Here is a 21,788-nt window from a genome sequence, read left to right on the forward strand (position 1 = left end):
AACCTAATGAGTTAACCCCAGTTGTTCCAGTGCCATTTTGGCGGCCAGTTGCTCGGCTGATTTCTTGTCATTGCCGATGCCCGGTCCGAATGCTTGCTGGCCGTCGCCTTGAGATTTGGCGGGCAGACAGGCCATAACCTCAAAAGTAGGTTTGTGTTTGGGTCCAGACTGTTTGATAACCCGGTAACTGGGTACTCGGGCGAAGCGACGTTGGCTATAATCTTGTAGAATGGCCTTGTAATTAGAGTGCAGAGCGGTTTCTTCGCCGGATGCGATATCTTCGGCGAACATTTTGGCAATGACTTTGACAGCATCTTTGTAACCGCTCTCCAGGAATATAGCGCCGAACACCGCTTCCATGGCGTTAGCTAAAACCGAAACCGGCAAGGCGTGGCCTTTAATACCCTTGCCCACGATAATCAGTTTGTCCAGTCCGATAGCCAGGCATTTTTGGGCTAGGCTTTCACGGCTGACGATATTGGATTTAATTACGCTCATTTTGCCTTCGTTCATTTGGGGGAATTGGGCGTAGAGGATTTCCGAGATAACCAGTCCGAGCACCGCGTCGCCCAGGAATTCTAGCCGTTCGTTGATATGGGGCATATCTGGTGATTTTTTAGCCTCATCGCTTTCCTCGCGGGCTGAGGAGTGGGTCAGGGCCTGATGGAGCAGTTCCTTTTTGCTGAAGCCATAGCCCGTGCATTTCTTCACGGCCTGGCGCAATTCGCTCCGTAAGATGCTTTTCTTATCTTTTTTCCAAAACAACATATTCATTATAAATAGCAAAATGATAAATAAATCTCAAATAAAATGAGCTGGAATAGGGGTTTATTCGTTTATATATATGGAGAATCCAATGAGTTAGCGGTACAATTAGATAGGAGGTGATTTATGACCAGGACAAAAGCATATCAGGCCCAAGAGGCTAATATGGAGCTCAATATGACCCCGATGATTGATGTCATATTCCAGCTGATTATCTTCTTTATGTGTTCAATACATTTTAAGTCACTGGAGGGTAAGTTGTATGCTTATTTGCCACCAGAAGGAAGAATCCCCTCCCAGGTTTTTATTCCACCTATTCCCGAAGTGCGTATTAGACTGGTGTATTCAGAGGAATCACCGATTTTAGCCCGGGTTAAATTAGGCGAAATAGATTTCAAGGATTGGAATTCATTGGAGCGGCATCTCAAGGACCTGGCGCCTAATTTGGTTTCGCCGGATGGACTGGATGTGATTCCGGTCAAAATAGATGCTGATGGTAATGTACCGGCTCAAGCCGTGGTCAGTGTGCTTGATATCTGTAAGAAAGCCGGGGTGCAAAAAACCGAGTTTGCGGCCAAGGCCTCACCGGGTCAGTCGGCAAAATAGAGCTTAGAACATCCTCATCTGTAGCGGGTTTGGCTCGGAGGCGAGATAGGTGATTTTTTTATCCTCCTTAATAAGAGACGTTTGTGCTTTACTTTTTAATGGAATCGGAGGAGTATCGTTCGAGCCGTTTGAGTTGTTGTAATTTGGGGTTTCAAATATGGATATCTTGCCAAATACGCCATCATAGCCCGGTATAATATTTAATTTCTTCTCGCGAACCAGCCGGACCGCCTCGGCAATTCTGGGCGGGGCAAAGGAATTCAATTCATCCAACGGGATGTCCAATAGGATATTAAATTCGTTCTTTCCCTGGGTAATAAGTTTGTGATATGCTTCCAGGACGGAATTTGACGAAACGCCCATGTTTAAGGCGTCCGCGACAATTTCCTCCAGCGGAATAAGATATTTATTAGGGATGGCATTAGGCGGTACAAAATTATCCGGCCGGTCAGCCAGATCCTCAACCCGGTGGCAGACCCCGATGGTCAGTTTCTTCTTGCAAACCGGGCAGAGGTCATTATTCTTCTTACTCTCAGCCGGAGCCAGGATGACGTTGCAAGCGCGATGGCCGTCGTAGTGGTACTTGCCTTCCTCGGGAAAGAATTCTATGGTGTAGAGTAATTTCTTGGCATCCTTGGTCTTGAGTGCATTGATAATGTCCGAATAGGACATTTCGCAGTCAAAGGCATTAGCCTCCCGTCCTATTTTCCTGGGCGAGTGGGCGTCGGAATTTGATATCAGGGTAATTTTATCCAGTGCCGAAAGACGCCAGTTCATCGGCGGGTCGGATGACAACCCGGTTTCAATACAATAGATATTTTGGGTTTGGTCGCCGAAGCACTCTTCAATGGAATCAAATCCCGAAGACGAGCCGAAGACGGAAAACCAGGGCGTCCAGGCATGCGCCGGTACAATGAAACATTTGGGAGAGATATCCAAAACCAGCTTTACCATATCTTTTACCGGTGTGCCGAAGATGGGCCGTCCGTCAGAAGAAACGTTACCGATTCTGGCTAATTTAGTATTGAGTTTACCGGCCGTTTCCAGGTCAGGGGCGAAAATGAGTATATGAATCCGGTGGCTTTTACCGTTCTGGCTGTAAATATGCGAGGTCTCGGCGGTCAGGATGAATCTAGTGGGCGAGTCGCCTTTTTTCAAGCGGTATAAACCTTCTTCAGCTGGTTTCAGGCGCAGGCGCAACTCGGCGAAATAATTGGGATGGGTGAAATCGCCAGTGCCCATCAGGTTGATACCCTTGATAGCCGCCCAGCGGGCCAGGTTTTCCACATCCATATCCTTGCTGGTGGCCCGGCTGTATTTTGAATGGACATGAAAGTCCGCTATAAATTTCATATAGAATTAAATAAGGCCGAAACAAATGAACATTTATAATATAACAATAAAGCTTTATTAAATCAAGAAGAAAATTATAATAAATGGAAATATTTTTATGAAGAGCCTTATTGCCTTTCTCATTATTCTGTTTTTAATTAGCTTAGCCGGAGTTGTCTGGGGGATCTATGAGTTTCAAACCGCTCAGGGACTGAAGACATCCCAAACCTTGGCTCTTATCAGGTCATATTTGATCGATCGTAAGCCGAAAGGACCGGCTAAAAAGCCGTTCATTGCGAAAAAACCGCCTGAGAATAAGCCGGAAGAGACGCCAGAAGCAACCAAACCGCCGGAAAAGCCCATTCTTGAAGAGGCGCCGTCAATCACGCCGATTGTAGAAGTGCCGGTTACGCCGACTAAGGTGGAGTTACGCCGGACGCCCAAGCCGGAAAAGCCTAAAGTTAAAACCGAGGCGCAGGAAGCAGTCGTGGACGGTAATAAATATTATGACCAGGGAATCATCCATCTTCAGAACACTTTTAAGAAGGACGAAACTTTTGATAAAGAGAATGATTTAGCGGTAGAAAAATTCAGGCAGGCAATGGTTAAATATCTTGAAGCTGAAAAGATAGACCCTGATAGTTTATGGCTCAGGGGTAGAATCAAAGACACCAACGGGAATCTGATTACCTGCCGAAGGCAAGCCAGACGGAAATAATTATGATGGAAACTGAACAGGCTAAAACCGACGCCGTAAGCGGATCCGGAACATTTGACGAGAAAGCCGCTATTGCCAGGGTCCAAAAAGGCGATAAGGAGGCATTTTCCGGGATAGTCAAGCAATACCAGAACCGCTTATATAACACAATCTACCGGATGATCAGCTCTGCCGAGGATGCCTTTGATATCTGCCAGGAGGTTTTTCTTAAGGCATTCCGGAATATCAAATCGTTTCGGGGCGACTCGGCATTCCTAACATATCTTTATCGGATTGCTTTTAATGAAAGCGTTATGTATAGAAACAAGCGTAAAAGGATGATAGCCGTAGATTTCAAATCCAATCCTCATTGCCTGATCGGGCTAAATATTGCTAATAACAATTCCAATCATATTGAGAAAATCCAAACCGAGGATTCGAATAAATATGTCCAAAACGCCCTGAATTCTTTAGACCCGGATTTGAGAGAGGTCGTGGTACTAAAAGATGTCGATGATTTTTCCTATGCCGAGATAGCTCAGGCATTGAATATCTCGGTTTCTACAGTCCGGACTAACCTGGAAAAAGGCAGGGTGATTCTGAGGGGGAAATTGAAAGATTTATTATAAAATAATTTTTATTAACAAATAGTCGTTGGGTGGTTGTCTAATATAATGGAGCAAGTATATGAAATGCGATGAAATCAAGACATTACTGAACCCTTACGTAGATAGGGAGCTCTCTGCGACAGATTCAGACCGGTTAACGAAGCATCTGGAGGAATGTCCAGTTTGCGCTAAAGATGTTGTCGAGTTGAAGAAAGTCAAGGAGATGCTGCGCAAGTTGCCGGTTTTATCTGTTCCGTCCGGATTGCTGGAGGGGGTGAGGGACAACTTGGCGCGCCCTAATAATGAGAGGCTGAAAACAGTCAGCCTATTCTGGCGTTACCGCTGGCTGGCGGCTTCTTTGGCCTCGGCCGCCGCAGTTGTTCTGGTTATGATTATGGTAATTCCTTCACCCAGGAAGGTCGAGATGGAAAGCCCGGTGATGGCTACTATCGAAAAGTCGAAGGCCGCGCCTGAAACAGCCGTGATGGCAAAGGTACCTCCGGCTGATATCGTCACGTCCCAGCCCATCTTTTTCACCCAGCAGGTAAATATTTCTACCCGGAATGTAAACGACACTTTGGATAAGGTTTATTACGTGGCCCTGCTTGAAAGGGCGGTGAAAAAAGTAGAGAACGAAAAGGAAGGGAAGACGGACGGCGCGGCAAACAAGGATAGCGGTACCAGCGCTATGTTAGAGGCAGAAGACAGGGATTTGCTGGTAAAAGCACAGAATCAGCGGCAAACAATGTCTAATGCCGCGGTTTTTTTCCGGTCACGCACGCAGATTGAGCCGTCGTTTGTCCAGCGCCGGGAGGATAACAAACGACAGACCGTGAAGATTACCGTGCCATTGAGCCAGAAAGACAAATTCCTCCGTAATCTAAAGGACAGCATTTCCGATAAGATAGTCCTTTCCGAGATGCAGGCGGTTACGCCGGATAAAATAACCGCTGGTTACCTGGCCGATGCCGGGAAGTCAGTGACCGAGGACAAAGAGACGGCTAGGGAAAAATATGAGTATGATAAAATGGCCCGGGGTGGAGGGGAAAAGCGCGTAGAAAAGCAGGCCGGGAAAAACAAGGACGATGCTGGAGAATCAAAGAAGGCGCAAGGCAAGGCGGAAGAGGAAACAAAGACCCCAGAGAAGGACCGGGTTGAAAAACCAGGCGCGCCTGCAACGGAAAAACCAGCAGAACAGCCAAGACCTAAGCCAGTAGCTACCGTCGGTGCACCGCCGGCTACTCCGGCAACAAGCATGAAATCTTCCGGAACTCCTCCGCCGGCGAGCCCTTTAGCGCCCCCGCCTCCTTCGGCAGAGGGCTTCGGGCAAGCCGTTCAGGTGCAGACCGATGAGATTGCCAAGGACAGTAAATCTATGAAGCAAGGTCTTTCGGGCGATATGAGAAACGAGGCCGGCCAAATTGCCCAGGCGCCGGAAGAAGAGATGGTCGAATTCATTATCGTGATTGAACAGGTCGCCGTCGAAGCCAAATAAGTTCGGACACACATTTTCTGAATAAAATATAATTTTCATCCGCAAATCCGCATAGCAGGATTGTCTAATATATCAGCACAGAGCGAAGAGCATGGCGCATAAAAACTTTAACCATGCGCTGAACGCTCTTCGCCGGATAGGAGGTGCGATATGTTAAGGAAGATGGTTGTTTTAGGAGCCCTGGCATTGATGATAATGCTGGGCTGGAACGCCGTGGCCAATGCCTGCGGGGTGATTGTCATAGACGACAGGCAACCCAGGCCAATCCCGAATGTCAATATCTCGGTCAAGAACACTTCGCTGGACATTAAGATAGAAGACCAGGTGGCCGTGGCAACCGTGGACGAGATATTCCATAATTCCAATCCTCATCAGCTGGAAGGCACGTTTATCCTGCCTATACTGCCCGAGACCGCGGTGCAGGACCTGGCCCTTTGGATTAACGGCAAGGAATCCAAAGGCGAATTGCTGGACAAGGACAAGGCGCTGCAGTATTACCAGGAAACGGTCCGCCGGATGGTAGACCCGGCGCTCCTGGAATACGCCGGCTACGGACTGCTCAAACTCCGGGTGTTTCCCATCCCGGGCGCTAACCAGGATCTGGGCGTCGGGCCGGGCAATGTCAGGATTAAATACACCTATACCTACCGCCTGCCTATGGATAACGGGCTGTGCGAATTCAGGCATCCCTGGGGCACCAATAAATTCTCGTCCGCGGCGATTGACTCGGCGGTCATCAAGGTTTCCCTCAAATCCGCTATTCCCATCAGGACGGTTTATTCGCCGACCTATCCTGATATCGCCATCAGCCGCCGGGACGACCGCAATATCCTGATCAGCTTTGAGCAGACCAAAATGAAACCGGACAAGGATTTTGTCCTCTACTATTCATTATCAGACAAGCAGTTCGGGGTGAACCTGCTAACATATAAGAAGGCCTCGGCGGACGGATTCTTTATGATGTTCCTGTCGCCCAAATACGACCTCAAGGATTCAGAGGTGGTTAAAAAGGATGTCATATTCGTCCTGGACACCTCCGGTTCGATGAAGGATGCCAACAAGATAGAACAGGCCAAGAAGGCGCTGGAGTTCTGCATTCGGTCCTTGCGCAAGGAAGATCGGTTCAACCTGATAACCTTCAGCGCGGACGTGCGTCCGTTCAAGGATGCCCTGCAGGAGGTCACTCCGGCCGCCCAAGATGAGGCAATAAAATGGGTCCGGGATATTGAGGCCCGGGGCGGGACCAATATTGACGACGCCCTCCAGAATGCGCTGGGCATGGTCGACGGAGCCTCCAAGCGGCCCTGTATGGTGGTCTTCCTGACCGACGGCATGCCGACTATCGGCGAGCAGAACACGGATAAAATTCTCAAAAACCTCGCCGCCAAGAATACCTCCAATACCCGCATCTTCAGCTTCGGCGTGGGCTATGACATCAACACCCACCTGCTGGACAAGATATCCGAGGCCAACAAAGGCGCCCGGGAATATATTACTCCGGACGAAAATATCGAGGTCAAGGTCTCCGGCTTCTACGACAAGATTGCTTATCCGGTCCTGGCGGACGTGAAACTGGAGGTGTCGGGCATAGAGATTTACGACCGCTATCCCAAGGCGCTGCCGGATGTTTTCCGGGGCAGCCAGCTGACCATCTTCGGCCGATACAAGGACAACGGCAATAAACTGATTACGCTTTCCGGACTGGTCAATAACGAACCGCGCAAGTTTGAATACGAGGCGACCTTCTGTTCGGGCAGCGAGGCCATGGATTTCATCCCCCGGCTCTGGGCCGTTACCAAGATTGGCTATCTGCTGGACGAAATCCTCCTCAGGGGCGAGAATAAGGAGGTCAGGGAAGAGATAATCAAGCTGGCCAAGGAATACGGAATTCTCACGCCTTACACCTCCTGGCTGGTGTTGGAGGATTATCGCCTACGGGTTGCCGCATTGCCGCCCGGAGCGCCGCCACCGCCGCCATCTGCGCCGATGGACGCCTTAAAGCGGGGTGGAGGCGCCATGGAGAGTGAGGTCAAGGAAAAGTCTGATGGAGCCGACAAGATAAGCGGCGCGCCTGCGGTCAGCAATCGTGTAGCAAACCAAAGATTGCAACAAGGCGATTATGACCAGAAGAAGGAGGGCGGTAAGCTGGGCGATACGGTGCGCAACAATGTTCGCCAGCAGGCCGACCGGACCTTCTACCAGGGGAACGACAATGTCTGGTATGATTCGGCCTATGACCCCAAGGATGCCAAGAAGATAACCGAGATAAAGTTCATGAGCGACGAATACCTCGAACTGATAAAGAAAGAGCCGCGCCTGGCCCGGTATCTTGCGGTCGGCCAGAATGTCCTGGTCTGCTGGAACGACAAGATATATCAGGTGAGGTAACAAATAAACATCCCGATGAATATCGGGAGAAGGAGGTAATTATGAAAACCCTGAAACTGTTAACGGCGGTCTGGGTGCTGGCTTTATTAGCCGGTTGCAACCAAACCCGGAACACAACACCAGGGACGCCCAAGGTCGAATCGGTTAAAACCCAGATAGAAACGCCAGAGTCGGACCAGACCCAGGCGGAAACGCCCCGGAAGCATATGGACCTGGTTTTTGCCATAGATGTTTCCGGCAGTATGGAGCATATCATCGCGGCTACCCAGCAGAAAGTCTGGGCTATAGTCAACGAGATGCTCAAGTCCAGGCCCATGCCGACGCTGCGGGTTGGTCTGATTGCCTATCGGGGCGAAAGCGAAGAATGTTATGGCGGAACCGGATTCAAGGTTTGGGACCTGACCGAAGACCTTGACCAGGCCTATGGAAACCTGATGGCGCTCAGGACCGACGGCGGCAGCACGGAATGCGTGGGACGAGCAATTTATGAAGCCAGCCATAGCATCAGCTGGCAAAAGACAGACGAGACCCTGAAGGTTTTGTTTGTCTTGGGCAACGAGCCGGCCAATCAGGACCGGAATAAGGAAAAATACGGCTATCAGGTTACCGCTTCGGCGGCAATCAGGAACGGCATCCAGATTAATACGGTTTACTGCTCCAGCCACGAGCCGGCCACGCCGGAATGGGCCGAGATTTCCCGTCTGGCTGATGGGAGCTTCCTGACGGTCGGACTGGAAGGTAGGATTGCCGCAGTTTCCACGCCGATGGATAAGGAATTAGCCGACCTGCAGCGGAAACTTATCGGGACGAATGTAGCCTACGGTGGTCAGGCCGGATTAAAAATGGTGTCCGAGTTGAATAAGGCGGAGAGCGCCGCGGCCTGCGCGCCCCAATCTGTCCAGGCCGACCGTTCTATTGCGCTGGCAAACCAGAAAAGCGGGCGCATCGGAACCTGGGACCTGCTGGACGCTGTAAATGAGAAACGGGTCAAACTGGAGGAACTCAAGGATGAGGAATTACCCGAGGAGATGCGGAAAATAACGCCGGAAAAGCGCCGGGAATACCTGGAGACAAAGCAGAAAGACCGCGCGGAAATAGTCAAAAAGATACAGGATTTGTCCAGGGCGCGCGATGAATATATCCAGACGGAAATAAAGAAGCAAAACCTTGACAAAAATACGGTAGACCAGATAATTCTTAATACATTAAGACAACAAGCCGAGAAAAAGGGATTTAAGTTCCAATAAATGAATATTCCGATGTTCACCCGGCCCGTAAATTACGGGCTGGGTTTATCGGGATAACTTGCTGGGACTAAGCGAAGCGTGACTTCGAGCACCCTGAAAGATTTCGGGGCGCGCAGGTCAACTTCCGTAGGTCTAACAGCGAGTAAGGAGGATATTTATGAAAACGGCGTATCGGATAGCGCTGGGCCTGATTGTGGCCTTAAGCGCAATGCTCAGCAATCTGAGTGCGGAACCGCCCCGAAATAATCGGGACTCCGCTGCGGCTCCGCAGAAAACACTGGAGGTGTCCTCCAAGATCGACCGCGTCACGGTCTATCCGGACCGGGCCTTGGTCACCCGCGAGGTCAAGACCGGCAACCTTGTAAAGGGTGTCTATGAGGTCCAGGTCAAAGACCTGCCGATGCCGTTGCAGAACGAGTCGGTCCGCGTCACCAGCAGCGACCCGGACAACCTCAAGGTCATCGGTCTTGATATCAAAACCTATCAACTGGAAAGACCACCTGAGGATAAAATCCGCGCCCTGCAAGACCAGCTTCAACAACTCCAGGATGCACTGCGAGTGATTGACGACAATACCAGATTGTTGCAGGCAGAACGCGAGTATCTCAATGCGGTCAAAGACGCGTTCCTGCGGGCCGCCACCCAGCCATCGGCTTCCGGCAAAGAAGGCACGCTTGAACCCCGCCTGGCGGTCAAGGATTACGAAGAGATGCTCAAATACTATACCGGCAAACTGCGGACTAACACCGAGGCCACAATGAAGGAAGACCTGAACCGCCGCGAGACCAATAAGAAAATAGCGCTGGTTAGTAATGAATTGTCCAAGCTGGGTATCTATCAGAACACTATTCCCCAGAAGAAATCAGTCAAGGTGAATATCGAGGTGCTAAAGGACGGCGACTACGGTCTGGCCCTATCCTATATTAACTTCGGGGTCAACTGGCAGGCCAGTTACGACATCCGGGTATTTACCGAGGCCAAGGAGATGGAACTCATTGCCTATGGCGTGGTCACCCAGAACAGCGGCGAGGACTGGCTCAACGCCTCGCTCTCATTCTCGACGGCCCGTCCGGCGCTCCAGGGCTGGCTGCCTGAACTCCCGCCCTGCTATGTCAACCTGCCTCATAATGTTGAGGTGATGGGTAAATACAATGATTTAAAGAGAGAGCAAAGCACACTGTCACAGAAGGATATTAATTATCAGGTTTTACTTTCTAATGATGGCGCTCAAAATTCAGTAGTGCCAGCAAGGCCACCGGCACCAGAAACAACACTGGGATTAGGCGGAACGACCATCAGAACCGACCTGGATAAGATGATGCTCAACCAGTATCTGCCTTCGGATGTGGCCAGCAGTTTCAGTTCGGTGGTGTTCCACACGCCCAAGAGAGTGGATATCCTGTCCGACGGCGCGCCGCACCGGACCTCGCTTTGGACCAATAAACTCCCGGTCCGGTTTGAGTATATATCCACGCCCAAAATCAGCCCTTATGTTTACCTCAGGGCCCTGGGCACCAACAAGCTGGCCACGCCTATCCTGCACGGCACTATCAATGTGTTTATGGGCAGCGATTTTATCGGCTCGTCCCAGACCGCCAGCATCCTGCCGGATGAGGAGTTCGAACTGACCCTGACGGTCGATGAGAATCTCCGGGTCAAGCGCAAGCTGGAGGAAAAGGAAGAGAAAGGCCCGGGCTTCTTCGGCTCATCCAAACACATCACTTATTCCTTTATTATTGAGTTGGAAAATTATAAGAAGGAGAACAGTATTGTCACTCTGGTGGACCAGATTCCGGTCAGCCAGAATGAGAATATCACCGTAGAACTGGGCCAGTGTTCGGAACAGCCGGTTGAGAAGGGCAAGGACGGTAAACTCAAGTGGAAGTTCGACCTGAAGCCCAAGGAAACCAAGAAACTGACCTTTACGTTCACGGTTTCCCTACCCAAGAACTACGACCCGGCGTTTTATAACGAGACCTTTACCCAGGACCAGGGCATCCAACAGTTGAAGATGAAGAAATATTAGAGAACAAATAAAGTCCCCTCTATCAAGAGGGGAATAAAAGGGGTGTGTAAAAGTGTTGACACACCCCCAGACCCCCTCTTTTTAGAGGGGAGTTAGGAGAAAACCAGTATGAAACTGAAGAAACTATTGGCTACCGCAATCGTAGCCATTGCGCTAACCTCTGCAATGGCCGCAGCCCAGACCACGGAGGAGAAGGACAAGACCGCTCCGCCGGTCAGGAAAATCGTGCTCTACAAGCACGGCATGGGCTATTTCGAGCGCGTCGGCAAAATCAGGGACGATGCCGTCGTGACTCTCGACTTCAAGACCGACCAGATGCAGGACCTGCTGACCTCGCTCTATGCCATCGACTACGGCAAGGACTGCAAGATCACCTCCATCGGCTACGATTCCAAGGACCCGATTGACAAGCAACTGGAGAATATCCTGATTCGGGTGCCTGAGGGCTCGGCCCTGACCCAGTTCGTTACTCAGCTCAAGGGCGTCCGGGTGGAAATTAAGGTCGGCACCGAGACGGCCCGGGGCAGTATCCTGGGCATCGAGCCGGTCAGCCAGAAAGTTGATGACGCGGTCCTGACCGCCTTCAAGGTGGTCTTGTTAAAGGAAGACGGCGCCATCCAGCCCTTCAACCTCTTCGACGTCTCGTCCATGAAAATCCTGGACGCGCGCATCCAGGAAGACCTCCAACGCATCCTGGACATCTACAAGAACTCCAAATACACGGACCGCAAGCAGGTGCGCATCCAGACCGTGGGCAAGGGCGAGCGCAATATCCAGATCGGCTACCTGATAGAAATGCCCATCTGGAAGACCTCGTACCGGCTCATCCTGGCTGAAGAACCCGCGGCCAAGCCCTATCTCCAGGGCTGGGCAATAATGGAAAACCCGACCGACGAGGACTGGAAGGACGTCAACATCTCTTTTGTGGCCGGCAATCCCATCTCGTTCAAACTGGATTTATACACCTCGTATTATCCCCAGCGTCCGGTGATAAACCTGGCCAGCATCATACCGCTGGTTGGCGGATTGATTGCAATGGATAAGTTTGCCCAAAGTGATATGGGTCTTGATTTAAGTCTAGCGGAAGAATCTATGGAAAAAGATAACAACTACGATGCCAAGGGCTATGGCGGCGGCGCCCGTAAAAGCAAAAGGGTTGCTGCTGGCTACATGGATGCGCCGGCATCTCCGGGTGCGCCAGCTCCGTCAATGTCCCAGATGCTGGCCCGGTCGGTTAGTTCCATCGCCAGCGGCGTGCAAATCGGCGAGCTCTTTGCCTACGAATCCAAATCGCCTATCAGCGTCGGCCGGCGCCAGGCCGCCATGGTCCCGATTGTCACCGAATTTATGGACGGCTCCAAGATTCTCTATTACCGGGCCGCGGTCTCGCCCAAGCTCATGAACGCATTCTATTTAACCAACTCCTCCAAGCTGACATTGGAGACCGGGCCGGTCAACCTCTTTGAGGGTTCGACCGCGGTCGGCGAGGGACTGCTCAAGCAATCGCTCCAGCCCGGGATGAAGGAAATCATTCCCTTTGCCATCGAGGCCGGCTGCTCCATCGAAACCATCGGCAAGGACGAATACAAGCCGATTCACAAGGCCAGCTTCGTCAACGGCGTCATGGTCCTCAGGCAGTTCCTTCTCAAGGAAACGGCCTATAAGTGCATCAACAAGAGCCCCAAGGGTTTTACCTTCTATTTAGACCATCCCAAGTCCGGCGGGTATACCCTGATAGATACGGCTAAGCCCGAAGAAGAGGTGGCCGGGTACTACAGGTTCAAGATGGATTTGGCAGTCGGGAAAACATTAGAATTCAAGGTATCGGAACAGCAGGAGGTGGCATCGCAGGTCTATGTTCAGAACCAGTCCCTGGACCAAATCCGGTTCTATCTGGAACAGGGTTATCTCTCCGGCAAGGCTAAGGGCCTGCTTAAAGACGTGGTCGGCTATATGAACAGCATCGCCGAATATGAACGGGTGATTCAGGAGGCCCGGAAAGAGAGCGAAAAACTGGTCAATGACCAGGAGCGCTACCGCAAGAATATGCAGATACTCAACACCAATAATCCCAAGGAAAGCGAAAAGCGGGCCGAGTATCTGGAGCGGTTGACCAAGATTGAGGAACGGCTGGAGAAACTTGATAATACCATCCGGGAAACAAGCGAGAAACAACGGATTATCCGCGCCGAACTCAACCAGAAGGTACAGGGCTTTACGGAAGAATAAACCAGAGCGAAGCCTCCCGTTAGGGACTAATTAAATCCCCCCAGCCCCTTTGTCAAAGGGGGTCGGGGGTTGTCGGATAAATCAGACCGCTACATAATTTATTGTAGCGGTGCGATTTATCGCATTTCTACATTACATAACCAAGTATGTAGATTACTAACTCGGTTGAGTTGTTTCCTGATACATACGCCTGCCATAACAGCGTCCTATCGGCCGCCACCGGCATCAGGACCGAGCCGCCGTTACTAATCCCCGGGGCATCAACCGCAGGAGCCATGACCTGCAAAGCATACTCAGCGCCCACCTGACGAAAGATGTATGCCATCATCCCACCGCTCACATAACTCTGGTTGATACAGGCAATGGAGACAATCACGCCTTTAGTGTTGAGCGGAATAATCCCGGACAGGTCAACAGTCGCCGGTTGGGTGGTGGCAACAATCCCGCCCAGGTCCAGGGCAGTCGCCGGCACCGGAAGCATAGTTAGGACATCCCCGCCGCCCACGCCTGGGGCTAACTTGGCCTGTGTTACCGCTCCGTTCTGTATCTTTTCCGTACTCACGCTGTCTACTGCCAACTGACTACTGCCTACTGCCGAAGATGCAATCTTCGGCCCGGTCACTGCTCCGTTAGCGATTTCGCTGGTTCCGACTGCTCCGGCCGCAATCTCGGATGAGCCGACCGCATTGGCTGCAATCTTGGCCGCGGTGACCGAGTTGCCGGCCAGTTTCGCCGCGGTGATTGAGCCGTCAATAATCTCGGCTGTGCCGATAATCCCATCCGCCATCTTCTCTTTGGTAATTGCGCCATCCCGGATTTTCTCTTTTGTTATTGCGCCATCCTTGATATCGTCCGTGGCTACCGCATTTGATGCGATGTGGTTTGTAGTTACGGCATTAGGCGCTATCTTGGTTGAGGTTACAGCCCCATCCTTGATTTCGCCGGTCTCAAGTCCCGGTGTGATGGGCCTGATTGCCGGACTGACACTCAGTTTCTCCGGCGTGACTGCTCCGTCTGCAATCTTAATCGAGGTTACGCTCTTGTCGCCCAGTTTGCCGTTGGTTACGGCCTTAGGCGCAATGTTCTCGGTCTTTACTTCTAATGGTTTTAATGACATAAAATTCTCCTTTTACTCGCTGTTAAACTTCAGTTGTTACTGCGAGTTATCCCGATAGTATTTGTCGGGACTCTTTGCCACAGAGGCCCCGCCCTTTGAGTTGCAAAGAGCGGGGCTTATCTGTGTTACCGTTTTACGGTATGACTACCTGGATTTCCAGATAGAGCTGGCCATCCAGCATCCGGTAGACGCAGAATGATTTATCCGTCACAATGGTCTTCTGGAACTCCACGAAGCTCGGCTCCTGGAGTTTCTTCAACACACTGTTGATAACCTCGTTCTGTTTGTCCATCACGGTCGGGTCGTAATTGGTTTGGACAATCACGACGCCGGACTGGACCAGTTGCTGGGTTAGGGCGGCCCTCAAGGTTTTCTGGAGCGCCGGGGCAACCACGCTGAGCGGGCTTCCATTGATAACCAAATCACCAGAACGTATCCTTGACAGGTTATCGCCGGAGAGCCAGCGAACAGCCAGAGGCACCGCACCGGGTTCACGGACATCGCCCGTAAATCTCATAGTGCTTATGGTAACCCCATCTGCCCAGTGGCTGCTCTTTTCGTCCACGGCTTCCTTGAAAATCTTCGCCTCTATCCCGTCAATCGTGGCAAAGGGTTTTGCCAGGTTGCTCTGCCATTTGCCGAAGGCACTCTTGATTTTCCCAAGTTGCCTGCCGATAACGGTAGCGGCGTCAAGGCCGGACCGGGTTAAGGCAGTGACCGCCTGGGTCCAGACCTTAAACCCACGGCCTGAGGGTTCAGCCAGTTTGGACTGATACGCTCCCTCATCCGGAACCGCCAATTCTCTTTTCTGGTTGATGCGCATGGCATTGACCTTGAGGTCTTCTGTCCATTGGTCAACCGAAAGGTCGGCTGGCGGCAATACCGAAGGTATAAAGAACCTTACAGCAGATTTTATCTCTGACATAAAATTCTCCTATTCGCAGATTCACAAGTTTAGATAGTTCAGGGGTCCACGGAACCTGTTGAAATGATGAGCCGATGAACTTTACCCCCACACCAATGCATTGGTGTGGGGGTGTAGGGCAAGTAAGCCATCCATCCCGCCGACAGGAGGCAGAATGCCTGTCTGACAACCTACCTGCTCTTGTTGGTCGAAACCACAGATGCACACAGATAAACACAGATTACCGGTGTTCATTCATAGTTGCCCCAATAAAAATCCCCCTTCATCCCTCCGTACGGAGGGAAAAGAGGGGGATTTAATAGTATCCCTATCTTTTATGCAATGTGCTTATACCATAACCGTTTGCTCCTCTTTAATCCTTCTCCTGAAATCCGTCAGCACCTCTTCAGTAGAGGGCATTCCGAACGAACCAAGGGTCCGCCTGAACTTGACCGCAGTTGGTTCAGTAGAAGCCCCTCGGAGTTGGTCAATCGCACTGGCCGCCTCGTTGAATAACTGGCTGGCCTCGTCCAATTTGTTGTGCGAGGCATAGAGGGCGCCGAGCCGGGCCGCGGCTCCGGCAATCAGGCGATGATATTTGCCTCCCCTTGAGAGCGTCAGGGATTTGTGATAGAGTTCTATGGCGGTCTTGTGTCCCCGGCCGTTTTCGGCCGCCTCGGCCATATTACCGTAGGCAATGGCCTGGGTTTCCTTGTCTTTATGTTCCTGGGCCAGGGTGAGCGTCTTCTGGAACAACTCAAAGGCCTCCAGGGACCTGCCCCGGGCTAATTCAATTAAGCCCAGATTATTAAGCGCAGTCATTATGGCGCCGGGCAAATCAATCTCTGCGGCCGGTTGAAGCATCTCACTAAATGACTTCTCGGACTGGTCCAGTTTATTGAGAGTCAGATAAACCATTCCCAGATGCCCCAGCACGCCGATTCTGGCCTTAATCTCGCTTGTCTTTTGGTAAAACCCGTTTGACTTCTCAAAATTCTCTATGGCCGAATCAAAGTCGCCCTCAAGAATTCCAAGTACGCCAAAGATGGAATACTCAAATCCCAGCCACACGTCATTCTTTACCTCTAAATGAATCTCTGTGGCCTTGTTAAGCAAATCCCTGGTGGTTTTGTAATCCTGTTTCCCGAAGGCGTCAGCCGCATCAGAGAGATACTGGTTCGCCTTGGTCTTCTGGGCCATCAGGGGCTGTTGCTTATCATAGTAATCAAGGGTGTTCTTCTTGATGCGCTGTCGTTGCTCGTTAGTCAGTTCCGGCCTGGGATAAGGGCTTTCACCGACCTTGGTCAACAGGACGCCCATCCGCAACTGTTCCTTTAACTCCTCTTTAGGCGCTTCCTTCTTGTGCAGTTCAGCCCAATCGTTTATGGAAATCTTCTCGCCTTGCTTGACCTTGTCAAGATACTCTTCCACCAGACGGCCCATCGTTATATATTTTTGCTTGGTATTCATATTATGCCTCCTTTTCTTAGAGCCAGTTAGACCTATGGTCGTTACTGGCTCTTAGACCCCGCAGAATTGCGGGGCTACCTATTTTTATTATGTTTCCTTCTCATATATCTGCTTATATCCGCCACGGGGTTTTCAATCATCCGCTCAATGAGTTGCTCCTTAAGTTTATCATAAGACCGGCTGAGCCGCTGCCGGACATCGTCACAGGATATATTTAAAAGCTCGGCGATTTCCTGGCAGGAACGCCCGTCAAAGTATTTCATCAGGACCACATAGCGATACATCTTGGGTAACTTTTGCACCTCTTCGCGCACCACCTGTTTGGCTTCATCACTGAAGGGAAAGTCCATCGGCATACCTGTGCCGGCCGGGATTATGTCTATCAGGTATAGCGTCTTCTCGCCGCCGAAGTCATCTTTCGCCTGGCCAATCGGAGTATATAATGAATGGATTTTTATCCGCTTCCAGGGCTTATCATCTTTATCATCTTCATCTTTATCCGGGTCGTAATAGCCCGGCGATTTGGCCCTGATGAACTCAAGGTAATAATTTCCGATGATGCCCTGGGGTTTTCCTCCGCCGAAATATGCCTTACCGAGCAGGCCCTTTAGCGAGTCGCCCTTATAAAATTGTATCCGGTCAACCACCCGTTTCCAGACCTCCTGAGTGAACTCGTCCAGGTCCTCGGTGGAATACAGGCACCTGCGCGCCTCCTTTTCCACATAACCGTGGTAGAGTTCGTAGAGTTTTGCCATTGCCTCCTTGGCCGGTTCGCCCCCTTGTCTGGTAAGGTCAAGCAACTCCTTTTCATTAACTTGTTCGTCTTTCATAATATTAACCTTTCTCTTACGGACTGTTAGGCCTTTGGAAGTTGACCTGCGCACACTTCGTGTGCTCGGAGTCACGCTTCGCTTAGTCCCAGTCCGTTAGACCCCCGCTTACGGCGGGGGCAATCAGGCCTGCCTGCCTTTGACATGGCCTATACTAAATATCCTCCTCTCTCCCTACTTAATATAGTGATAAAAAACGGAAAAGGTGACAAGAAATCGCGACTAAATCTGAAAACATTTCAGGAAATTATCTTAACTCATTATTAGGTAGTGGATTATGTTAAGGTAAGAATCAGCCAAAATCTTAGAGGGGGGAGGGGATACCCTATCCCATCCGGTCTGTCAGCACTACGGATACTACAAGCCGGCATCACGGATACTACACGCCGGGACATCGTATACTACAAGCCAGTCCGGCTGATACTATAAGCCAACTTGGCGTATAGTGCGAGTGAATTCGGCTGCTACTACACGCCGACTTGGCTGGTAGTGTATGCTATCTAACGGTATACTACGAGCGAATTTGGCTGGTAGTGCAAGCGGAATGGCCGGATACTACACGCCGACTCGGCTGGTAGTATATGCCATCTGACGGTATACTACATGCGAAGCCAGCTGCTACTACACGCCAATCCGGCGGATACTACGAGTTAGGTTGGGTAGAGGTATAGAAGCGCCCCCTCTTTATTTTGCCTTTTCTATGGTCTCTGGGGTTTGGTCTTCCGGGAATATTTTATCGACCCACTTCTGCCATTCGGGATAGTCCTTATCATTCTCAAAGCGTTTGGAGAGCGTTTGGGCAACCGCTTTAAGGTTATCCTTAAGAGCCGGAACTTTCTTAAATAGCGGCGAATCTATTGGTGCGGGAGAATTAAATTCATCCCATTTCTCCTTTGACCATTCTGTATTATCTGCGACGTATTTTATTGTAGGGTCATAATTAAACATACCTATTAACCTGAGAAATTTAAGACCTTCTGATATGCTTGTAACCTCAGATAATTTCTTAGTGGCGATGGCAATCAATGTTTGCTTCTGAGATTCATTCAATGACCACTTATCCATATCAGCCTTTACATTCTGATCGTCTAAATCGTATAGGGTATAAAGCGAAAAACCAAAGGACAGGAATTTCCGGTTTGGCATTGAGGGATTATTCTCGGATAGGCGCTTGATTAATTCAACCGTCTCAGAAATATTACCATATAACTGGCATCTTCTAAAAAGATAACCCAGTACCTCGCTGTTATTGGAATTGTCCAATAAATCCTGCTTCTCTGCCAGAAAGACATCTTGTTTACCTCTCCATTCCTTCAGCCATAAGTCCTCTATTGCCCTAATTGCCTGCAGTGAGACAATCTCCTGACCGGCCCATAATGAGAAAATAATGTGGCACTCGTTTCCCTTTTTATACCCGAATAGTATCATTTTCTGGTTTTTATTGTCAGGAGGCGGACTAAGCGGAATAGCTATAGGAATATTTAGAGGTATGTAGCGTCCCATATACAAGTCATCGTAATAGGGATTATCGTCTGGAGGGTTAACCATCCGGCTAATCAGGATTTCCTTTTCCGGGACGTCGCCAAAGATAACCGAATGAACCTTGATTCTCTCGTCAATCTTCACTTTTTCCCAGGGGTCATAACCATGTTTATGCCTATCCGTCTCCTTATTAACAATATCTATAATAATGTCTTTTATATCCTTCGTGGTATCATCAACTTTAGTTTCAACTTTCTCTGGTTCAGGTGCTGGTTTAAGTTCTGGCTTGGGAGCTAATGGTTCTCGTTTCAGCATTTCCCTATCTGCAATAATGCAGAAATCTGCATTTCCGATGTAGTCATCTATACCATTCCAGGCGCATCTTATGAAAAATAACACTTCGTCAGGATATTTCTTAAATTCCTTAAAGTCCTGATAAATATTATTATCGGTTTTATTATCCACCACCTCGGCTGTTTTGTCTATCGTAGGAAGCATTTGAGTGGAAGTGCTGACGCATGACATCATACACGGGACAATAAAAGTAACTGCAATAATTTTAGGAAACAAACATCTTATTTTCCTCATGGCAATTATTTCACTGTTCTAACCCAATTATCTTCCTTATTGACAATTGTATTTGCTAATGGCCCATCAGTTTTTGGCGTTACTCTGGTTATATCTGTACCATTACCAAAACCCCTATCTTGAGATGGGTCGTGAACTATACCCGTATCAGGTTGCTTGATCGCTTCACGAGTTACGCTATTATATACTATATGTTGAATATGTTCCCATTTCCACCAATACAGATATCTGATTTCACCCGTGGTTCTATTTTTAGCAATAAGCCAGGTAATAAAAATCCTTCTGGCATAAAATTCACTGAGGGTCGTATTACCACTTTGAGTGCCGATGTTTTCTGTTGAAGGGGTATCGTTATTGTTGACACTTTGGGGTTGATTATTACTACTAAATGCCCTTGAACTACCAGTATTAGTCATCGGAACATCAGGGCCATCCTGGTCTAATGATTGAGCAACTCCAGGTTTGAGTTGACTTTCTAAAGTGAGTGGTGGGGTTGGTGGAGAATAAACATGTCTTGTAGTATGGGATATAACATTCTGCAGAAAGCCCAATACCCAGGTGTCCACATACGCCGCACCAATATCAGTAGTGCTTATCTTTGCATTTGCTACAAAGAATATAGTAGGCCCTGCTATAGTAATGCCCCCTGTAGCTGTGGGGGTAATTTTAGTTGGAGGTGGGGTTGATTTAAAAATAACCGGATTTACGTTGGTGAAATCTGTTGGAATAGCAGGTATTGGTGCAGGAAGGGTTCCGGTAATAGGCGCTCCCCTGTTCGGTATTACAGTTATTATTATATTAATAGCAGGATTGTTTTGCCTTGCATGTACTGTGATGGTTCGTGTTACCGGGCCGGATGGCGTTATTGTTCCAGACCCGCCTTGAATATCTACACCTGCACCATCTGTTGCTGTAACACTCCAAGTACCGTTGATGGATGGCAACACTACGGTAAATGATACAGGGAAACATACCGGTAGAAATGGAAGCGGGTCGGATTTCCCGTCTGCGCCTTTAATCTCCGGTTTCTGTTCCTTTGTTGCCTTACTCTCTTGCTTTAATTCTTCTGCCGCCTGATGCTCAACCCCCTTACCTGCTTGAGCCTCAAGCTCATTTATAGCTGCCTGCATCTTATTTTGGTAGGCGTTCCAGTCACCATGCATCATTGCATCCTGGGCTGATTGCAATTTTGATACGAGTGAATTGTATATACCCTGATTCCTAATCTGGCCGTTCTGGTAATAATGAGAAAGCAAATCTATAATATAGCCAATTGTGCGCTGTAGAGTATCACCATAACTCTCTTGAGAATAGTCGCTGGTGTTTCCTGTCCTGAATGCCTGCACCCGGTAATTATATCTGGTATTTTGTTCCAGGCCGGTATCCGAATAAGAAGTCACGCCATAACCAACCGTAGCTATTGGAATGAACTTGTGATAGACATCCATACGCTCTACTGTAAAACCCTCTGCGGCAGGTGAGTTATTCGTCCAACTAATGTCAACCTGTGAGATAGAGGCGGAATTAGTTGAAAGATTTGACGGCGCTTCTAACCAGGTTAGCGCATCGGCTTCATTAGAATAGTCGCTGTTGCCCGTTTCATTATAACACTGGACACGATAAGAATAAGTCGTGTCTTGAGTGAGTCCGCTATCTGAGTAATTGACCTGAAGACCTGGTGTCTCACTATCGGAAAGTAAAGAAACCCAGGCAATTGGCGCATAATCCTGATAATTATCTTTACGTTCCACCACGTATTCTTTGGCATCGGTTGCATTATGCTGCCAGGTGAGATTTATTTGGGATGACGAGATTGCGGTCGCCACCAAATTACTCGGAGCGGCCGGCGCAGGAAGCGGAAGCAACCGGACACTTGACTTGAGATATGAATCCAAATGATTCCAACCCCAGCCATATCCAATCGGGCGATCAGGCGAGCCGTCCGCAAAGGCATGAAATATCGCGGCACTGCGGCTTAACAACCTGAAACCCAGCCGTAAAGGC

General features: G+C 49.7%; 15 protein-coding genes and 1 pseudogene. 8 read left to right on the top strand and 8 right to left on the bottom strand.

The window, feature by feature from the left end; translation table 11 throughout:
- Positions 1-3: 3 nt before the first annotated feature.
- A complete protein-coding gene (gene rnc / locus HZA49_04000; protein ID MBI5778603.1) occupies positions 4-768 on the bottom strand; it encodes a ribonuclease III in 765 nt (254 codons plus the stop codon).
- Between the two features lie 123 nt (positions 769-891).
- On the opposite strand from rnc, the gene HZA49_04005 reads away from it, so the two are divergent.
- The gene (locus HZA49_04005; GenBank protein ID MBI5778604.1) at positions 892-1,371 is read left to right on the top strand and encodes a biopolymer transporter ExbD; all 480 of its coding nucleotides are present in this window, start codon (positions 892-894) and stop codon (positions 1,369-1,371) included.
- 153 nt (positions 1,372-1,524) lie between these two features.
- Here HZA49_04005 and HZA49_04010 read toward each other — a convergent pair.
- A pseudogene (locus HZA49_04010) lies at positions 1,525-2,724 on the bottom strand (DNA helicase UvrD).
- 97 nt (positions 2,725-2,821) lie between these two features.
- Here HZA49_04010 and HZA49_04015 point away from each other — a divergent pair.
- The 7 genes from HZA49_04015 (at position 2,822) to HZA49_04045 (ending at position 13,393) form a co-directional block, all read left to right on the top strand.
- Entirely contained in the window at positions 2,822-3,421 is a 600-nt protein-coding gene (locus HZA49_04015) for a hypothetical protein (GenBank protein ID MBI5778605.1), read from the top strand.
- Between the two features lie 2 nt (positions 3,422-3,423).
- Entirely contained in the window at positions 3,424-4,029 is a 606-nt protein-coding gene (locus HZA49_04020; GenBank protein MBI5778606.1) for a sigma-70 family RNA polymerase sigma factor, read from the top strand.
- Positions 4,030-4,087: 58 nt separating this feature from the next.
- Complete coding sequence (locus HZA49_04025) at positions 4,088-5,503, top strand: zf-HC2 domain-containing protein (protein MBI5778607.1); 1,416 nt, start codon at positions 4,088-4,090, stop codon at positions 5,501-5,503.
- Between the two features lie 150 nt (positions 5,504-5,653).
- A complete protein-coding gene (locus tag HZA49_04030; protein ID MBI5778608.1) occupies positions 5,654-7,891 on the top strand; it encodes a VWA domain-containing protein in 2,238 nt (745 codons plus the stop codon).
- A 41-nt stretch (positions 7,892-7,932) separates the two neighbouring features.
- Entirely contained in the window at positions 7,933-9,138 is a 1,206-nt protein-coding gene (locus HZA49_04035; GenBank protein ID MBI5778609.1) for a VWA domain-containing protein, read from the top strand.
- A gap of 157 nt (positions 9,139-9,295) precedes the next feature.
- Positions 9,296-11,164, top strand: a complete 1,869-nt coding sequence (locus HZA49_04040) for a mucoidy inhibitor MuiA family protein (GenBank protein ID MBI5778610.1) — start codon at positions 9,296-9,298, stop codon at positions 11,162-11,164.
- 108 nt (positions 11,165-11,272) lie between these two features.
- The gene (locus tag HZA49_04045; protein MBI5778611.1) at positions 11,273-13,393 is read left to right on the top strand and encodes a DUF4139 domain-containing protein; all 2,121 of its coding nucleotides are present in this window, start codon (positions 11,273-11,275) and stop codon (positions 13,391-13,393) included.
- Positions 13,394-13,520: 127 nt separating this feature from the next.
- On the opposite strand, the gene HZA49_04050 is transcribed toward HZA49_04045, so the two are convergent.
- The 6 genes from HZA49_04050 to HZA49_04075 form a co-directional block, all read right to left on the bottom strand.
- The gene (locus HZA49_04050; GenBank protein MBI5778612.1) at positions 13,521-14,510 is read right to left on the bottom strand and encodes a hypothetical protein; all 990 of its coding nucleotides are present in this window, start codon (positions 14,508-14,510) and stop codon (positions 13,521-13,523) included.
- Between the two features lie 133 nt (positions 14,511-14,643).
- On the bottom strand, positions 14,644-15,435 hold the full coding sequence (locus HZA49_04055; protein MBI5778613.1) for a hypothetical protein: 792 nt from the start codon (positions 15,433-15,435) through the stop codon (positions 14,644-14,646).
- A gap of 327 nt (positions 15,436-15,762) precedes the next feature.
- Positions 15,763-16,884: a tetratricopeptide repeat protein gene (locus tag HZA49_04060; protein ID MBI5778614.1), complete on the bottom strand. Its 1,122-nt coding sequence runs from the start codon at positions 16,882-16,884 to the stop codon at positions 15,763-15,765.
- Between the two features lie 74 nt (positions 16,885-16,958).
- Entirely contained in the window at positions 16,959-17,714 is a 756-nt protein-coding gene (locus tag HZA49_04065) for a sigma-70 family RNA polymerase sigma factor (GenBank protein MBI5778615.1), read from the bottom strand.
- A 684-nt stretch (positions 17,715-18,398) separates the two neighbouring features.
- A complete protein-coding gene (locus tag HZA49_04070) occupies positions 18,399-19,694 on the bottom strand; it encodes a hypothetical protein (protein MBI5778616.1) in 1,296 nt (431 codons plus the stop codon).
- A gap of 95 nt (positions 19,695-19,789) precedes the next feature.
- A partial coding sequence (locus HZA49_04075; GenBank protein ID MBI5778617.1) for a fibronectin type III domain-containing protein occupies positions 19,790-21,788 on the bottom strand: 1,999 nt, incomplete at its 5' end.

The sequence above is a fragment of the Planctomycetota bacterium genome (assembly GCA_016235865.1).
In the GTDB taxonomy this organism is placed as follows: Bacteria; Planctomycetota; MHYJ01; order JACQXL01; family JACQXL01; genus JACRIK01.

Coding starts and splice junctions, on each gene's coding strand:
- HZA49_04050 (MBI5778612.1), bottom strand. CDS start 14,510: ATGTCATTAAAACCATTAGAAGTAAAGACCGAGAACATTGCGCCTAAG.
- rnc (MBI5778603.1), bottom strand. CDS start 768: ATGTTGTTTTGGAAAAAAGATAAGAAAAGCATCTTACGGAGCGAATTG.
- HZA49_04025 (MBI5778607.1), top strand. CDS start 4,088: ATGAAATGCGATGAAATCAAGACATTACTGAACCCTTACGTAGATAGG.
- HZA49_04060 (MBI5778614.1), bottom strand. CDS start 16,884: ATGAATACCAAGCAAAAATATATAACGATGGGCCGTCTGGTGGAAGAG.
- HZA49_04040 (MBI5778610.1), top strand. CDS start 9,296: ATGAAAACGGCGTATCGGATAGCGCTGGGCCTGATTGTGGCCTTAAGC.
- HZA49_04065 (MBI5778615.1), bottom strand. CDS start 17,714: ATGAAAGACGAACAAGTTAATGAAAAGGAGTTGCTTGACCTTACCAGA.
- HZA49_04045 (MBI5778611.1), top strand. CDS start 11,273: ATGAAACTGAAGAAACTATTGGCTACCGCAATCGTAGCCATTGCGCTA.
- HZA49_04030 (MBI5778608.1), top strand. CDS start 5,654: ATGTTAAGGAAGATGGTTGTTTTAGGAGCCCTGGCATTGATGATAATG.
- HZA49_04070 (MBI5778616.1), bottom strand. CDS start 19,694: ATGCTTCCTACGATAGACAAAACAGCCGAGGTGGTGGATAATAAAACC.
- HZA49_04015 (MBI5778605.1), top strand. CDS start 2,822: ATGAAGAGCCTTATTGCCTTTCTCATTATTCTGTTTTTAATTAGCTTA.
- HZA49_04055 (MBI5778613.1), bottom strand. CDS start 15,435: ATGTCAGAGATAAAATCTGCTGTAAGGTTCTTTATACCTTCGGTATTG.
- HZA49_04035 (MBI5778609.1), top strand. CDS start 7,933: ATGAAAACCCTGAAACTGTTAACGGCGGTCTGGGTGCTGGCTTTATTA.
- HZA49_04005 (MBI5778604.1), top strand. CDS start 892: ATGACCAGGACAAAAGCATATCAGGCCCAAGAGGCTAATATGGAGCTC.
- HZA49_04020 (MBI5778606.1), top strand. CDS start 3,424: ATGATGGAAACTGAACAGGCTAAAACCGACGCCGTAAGCGGATCCGGA.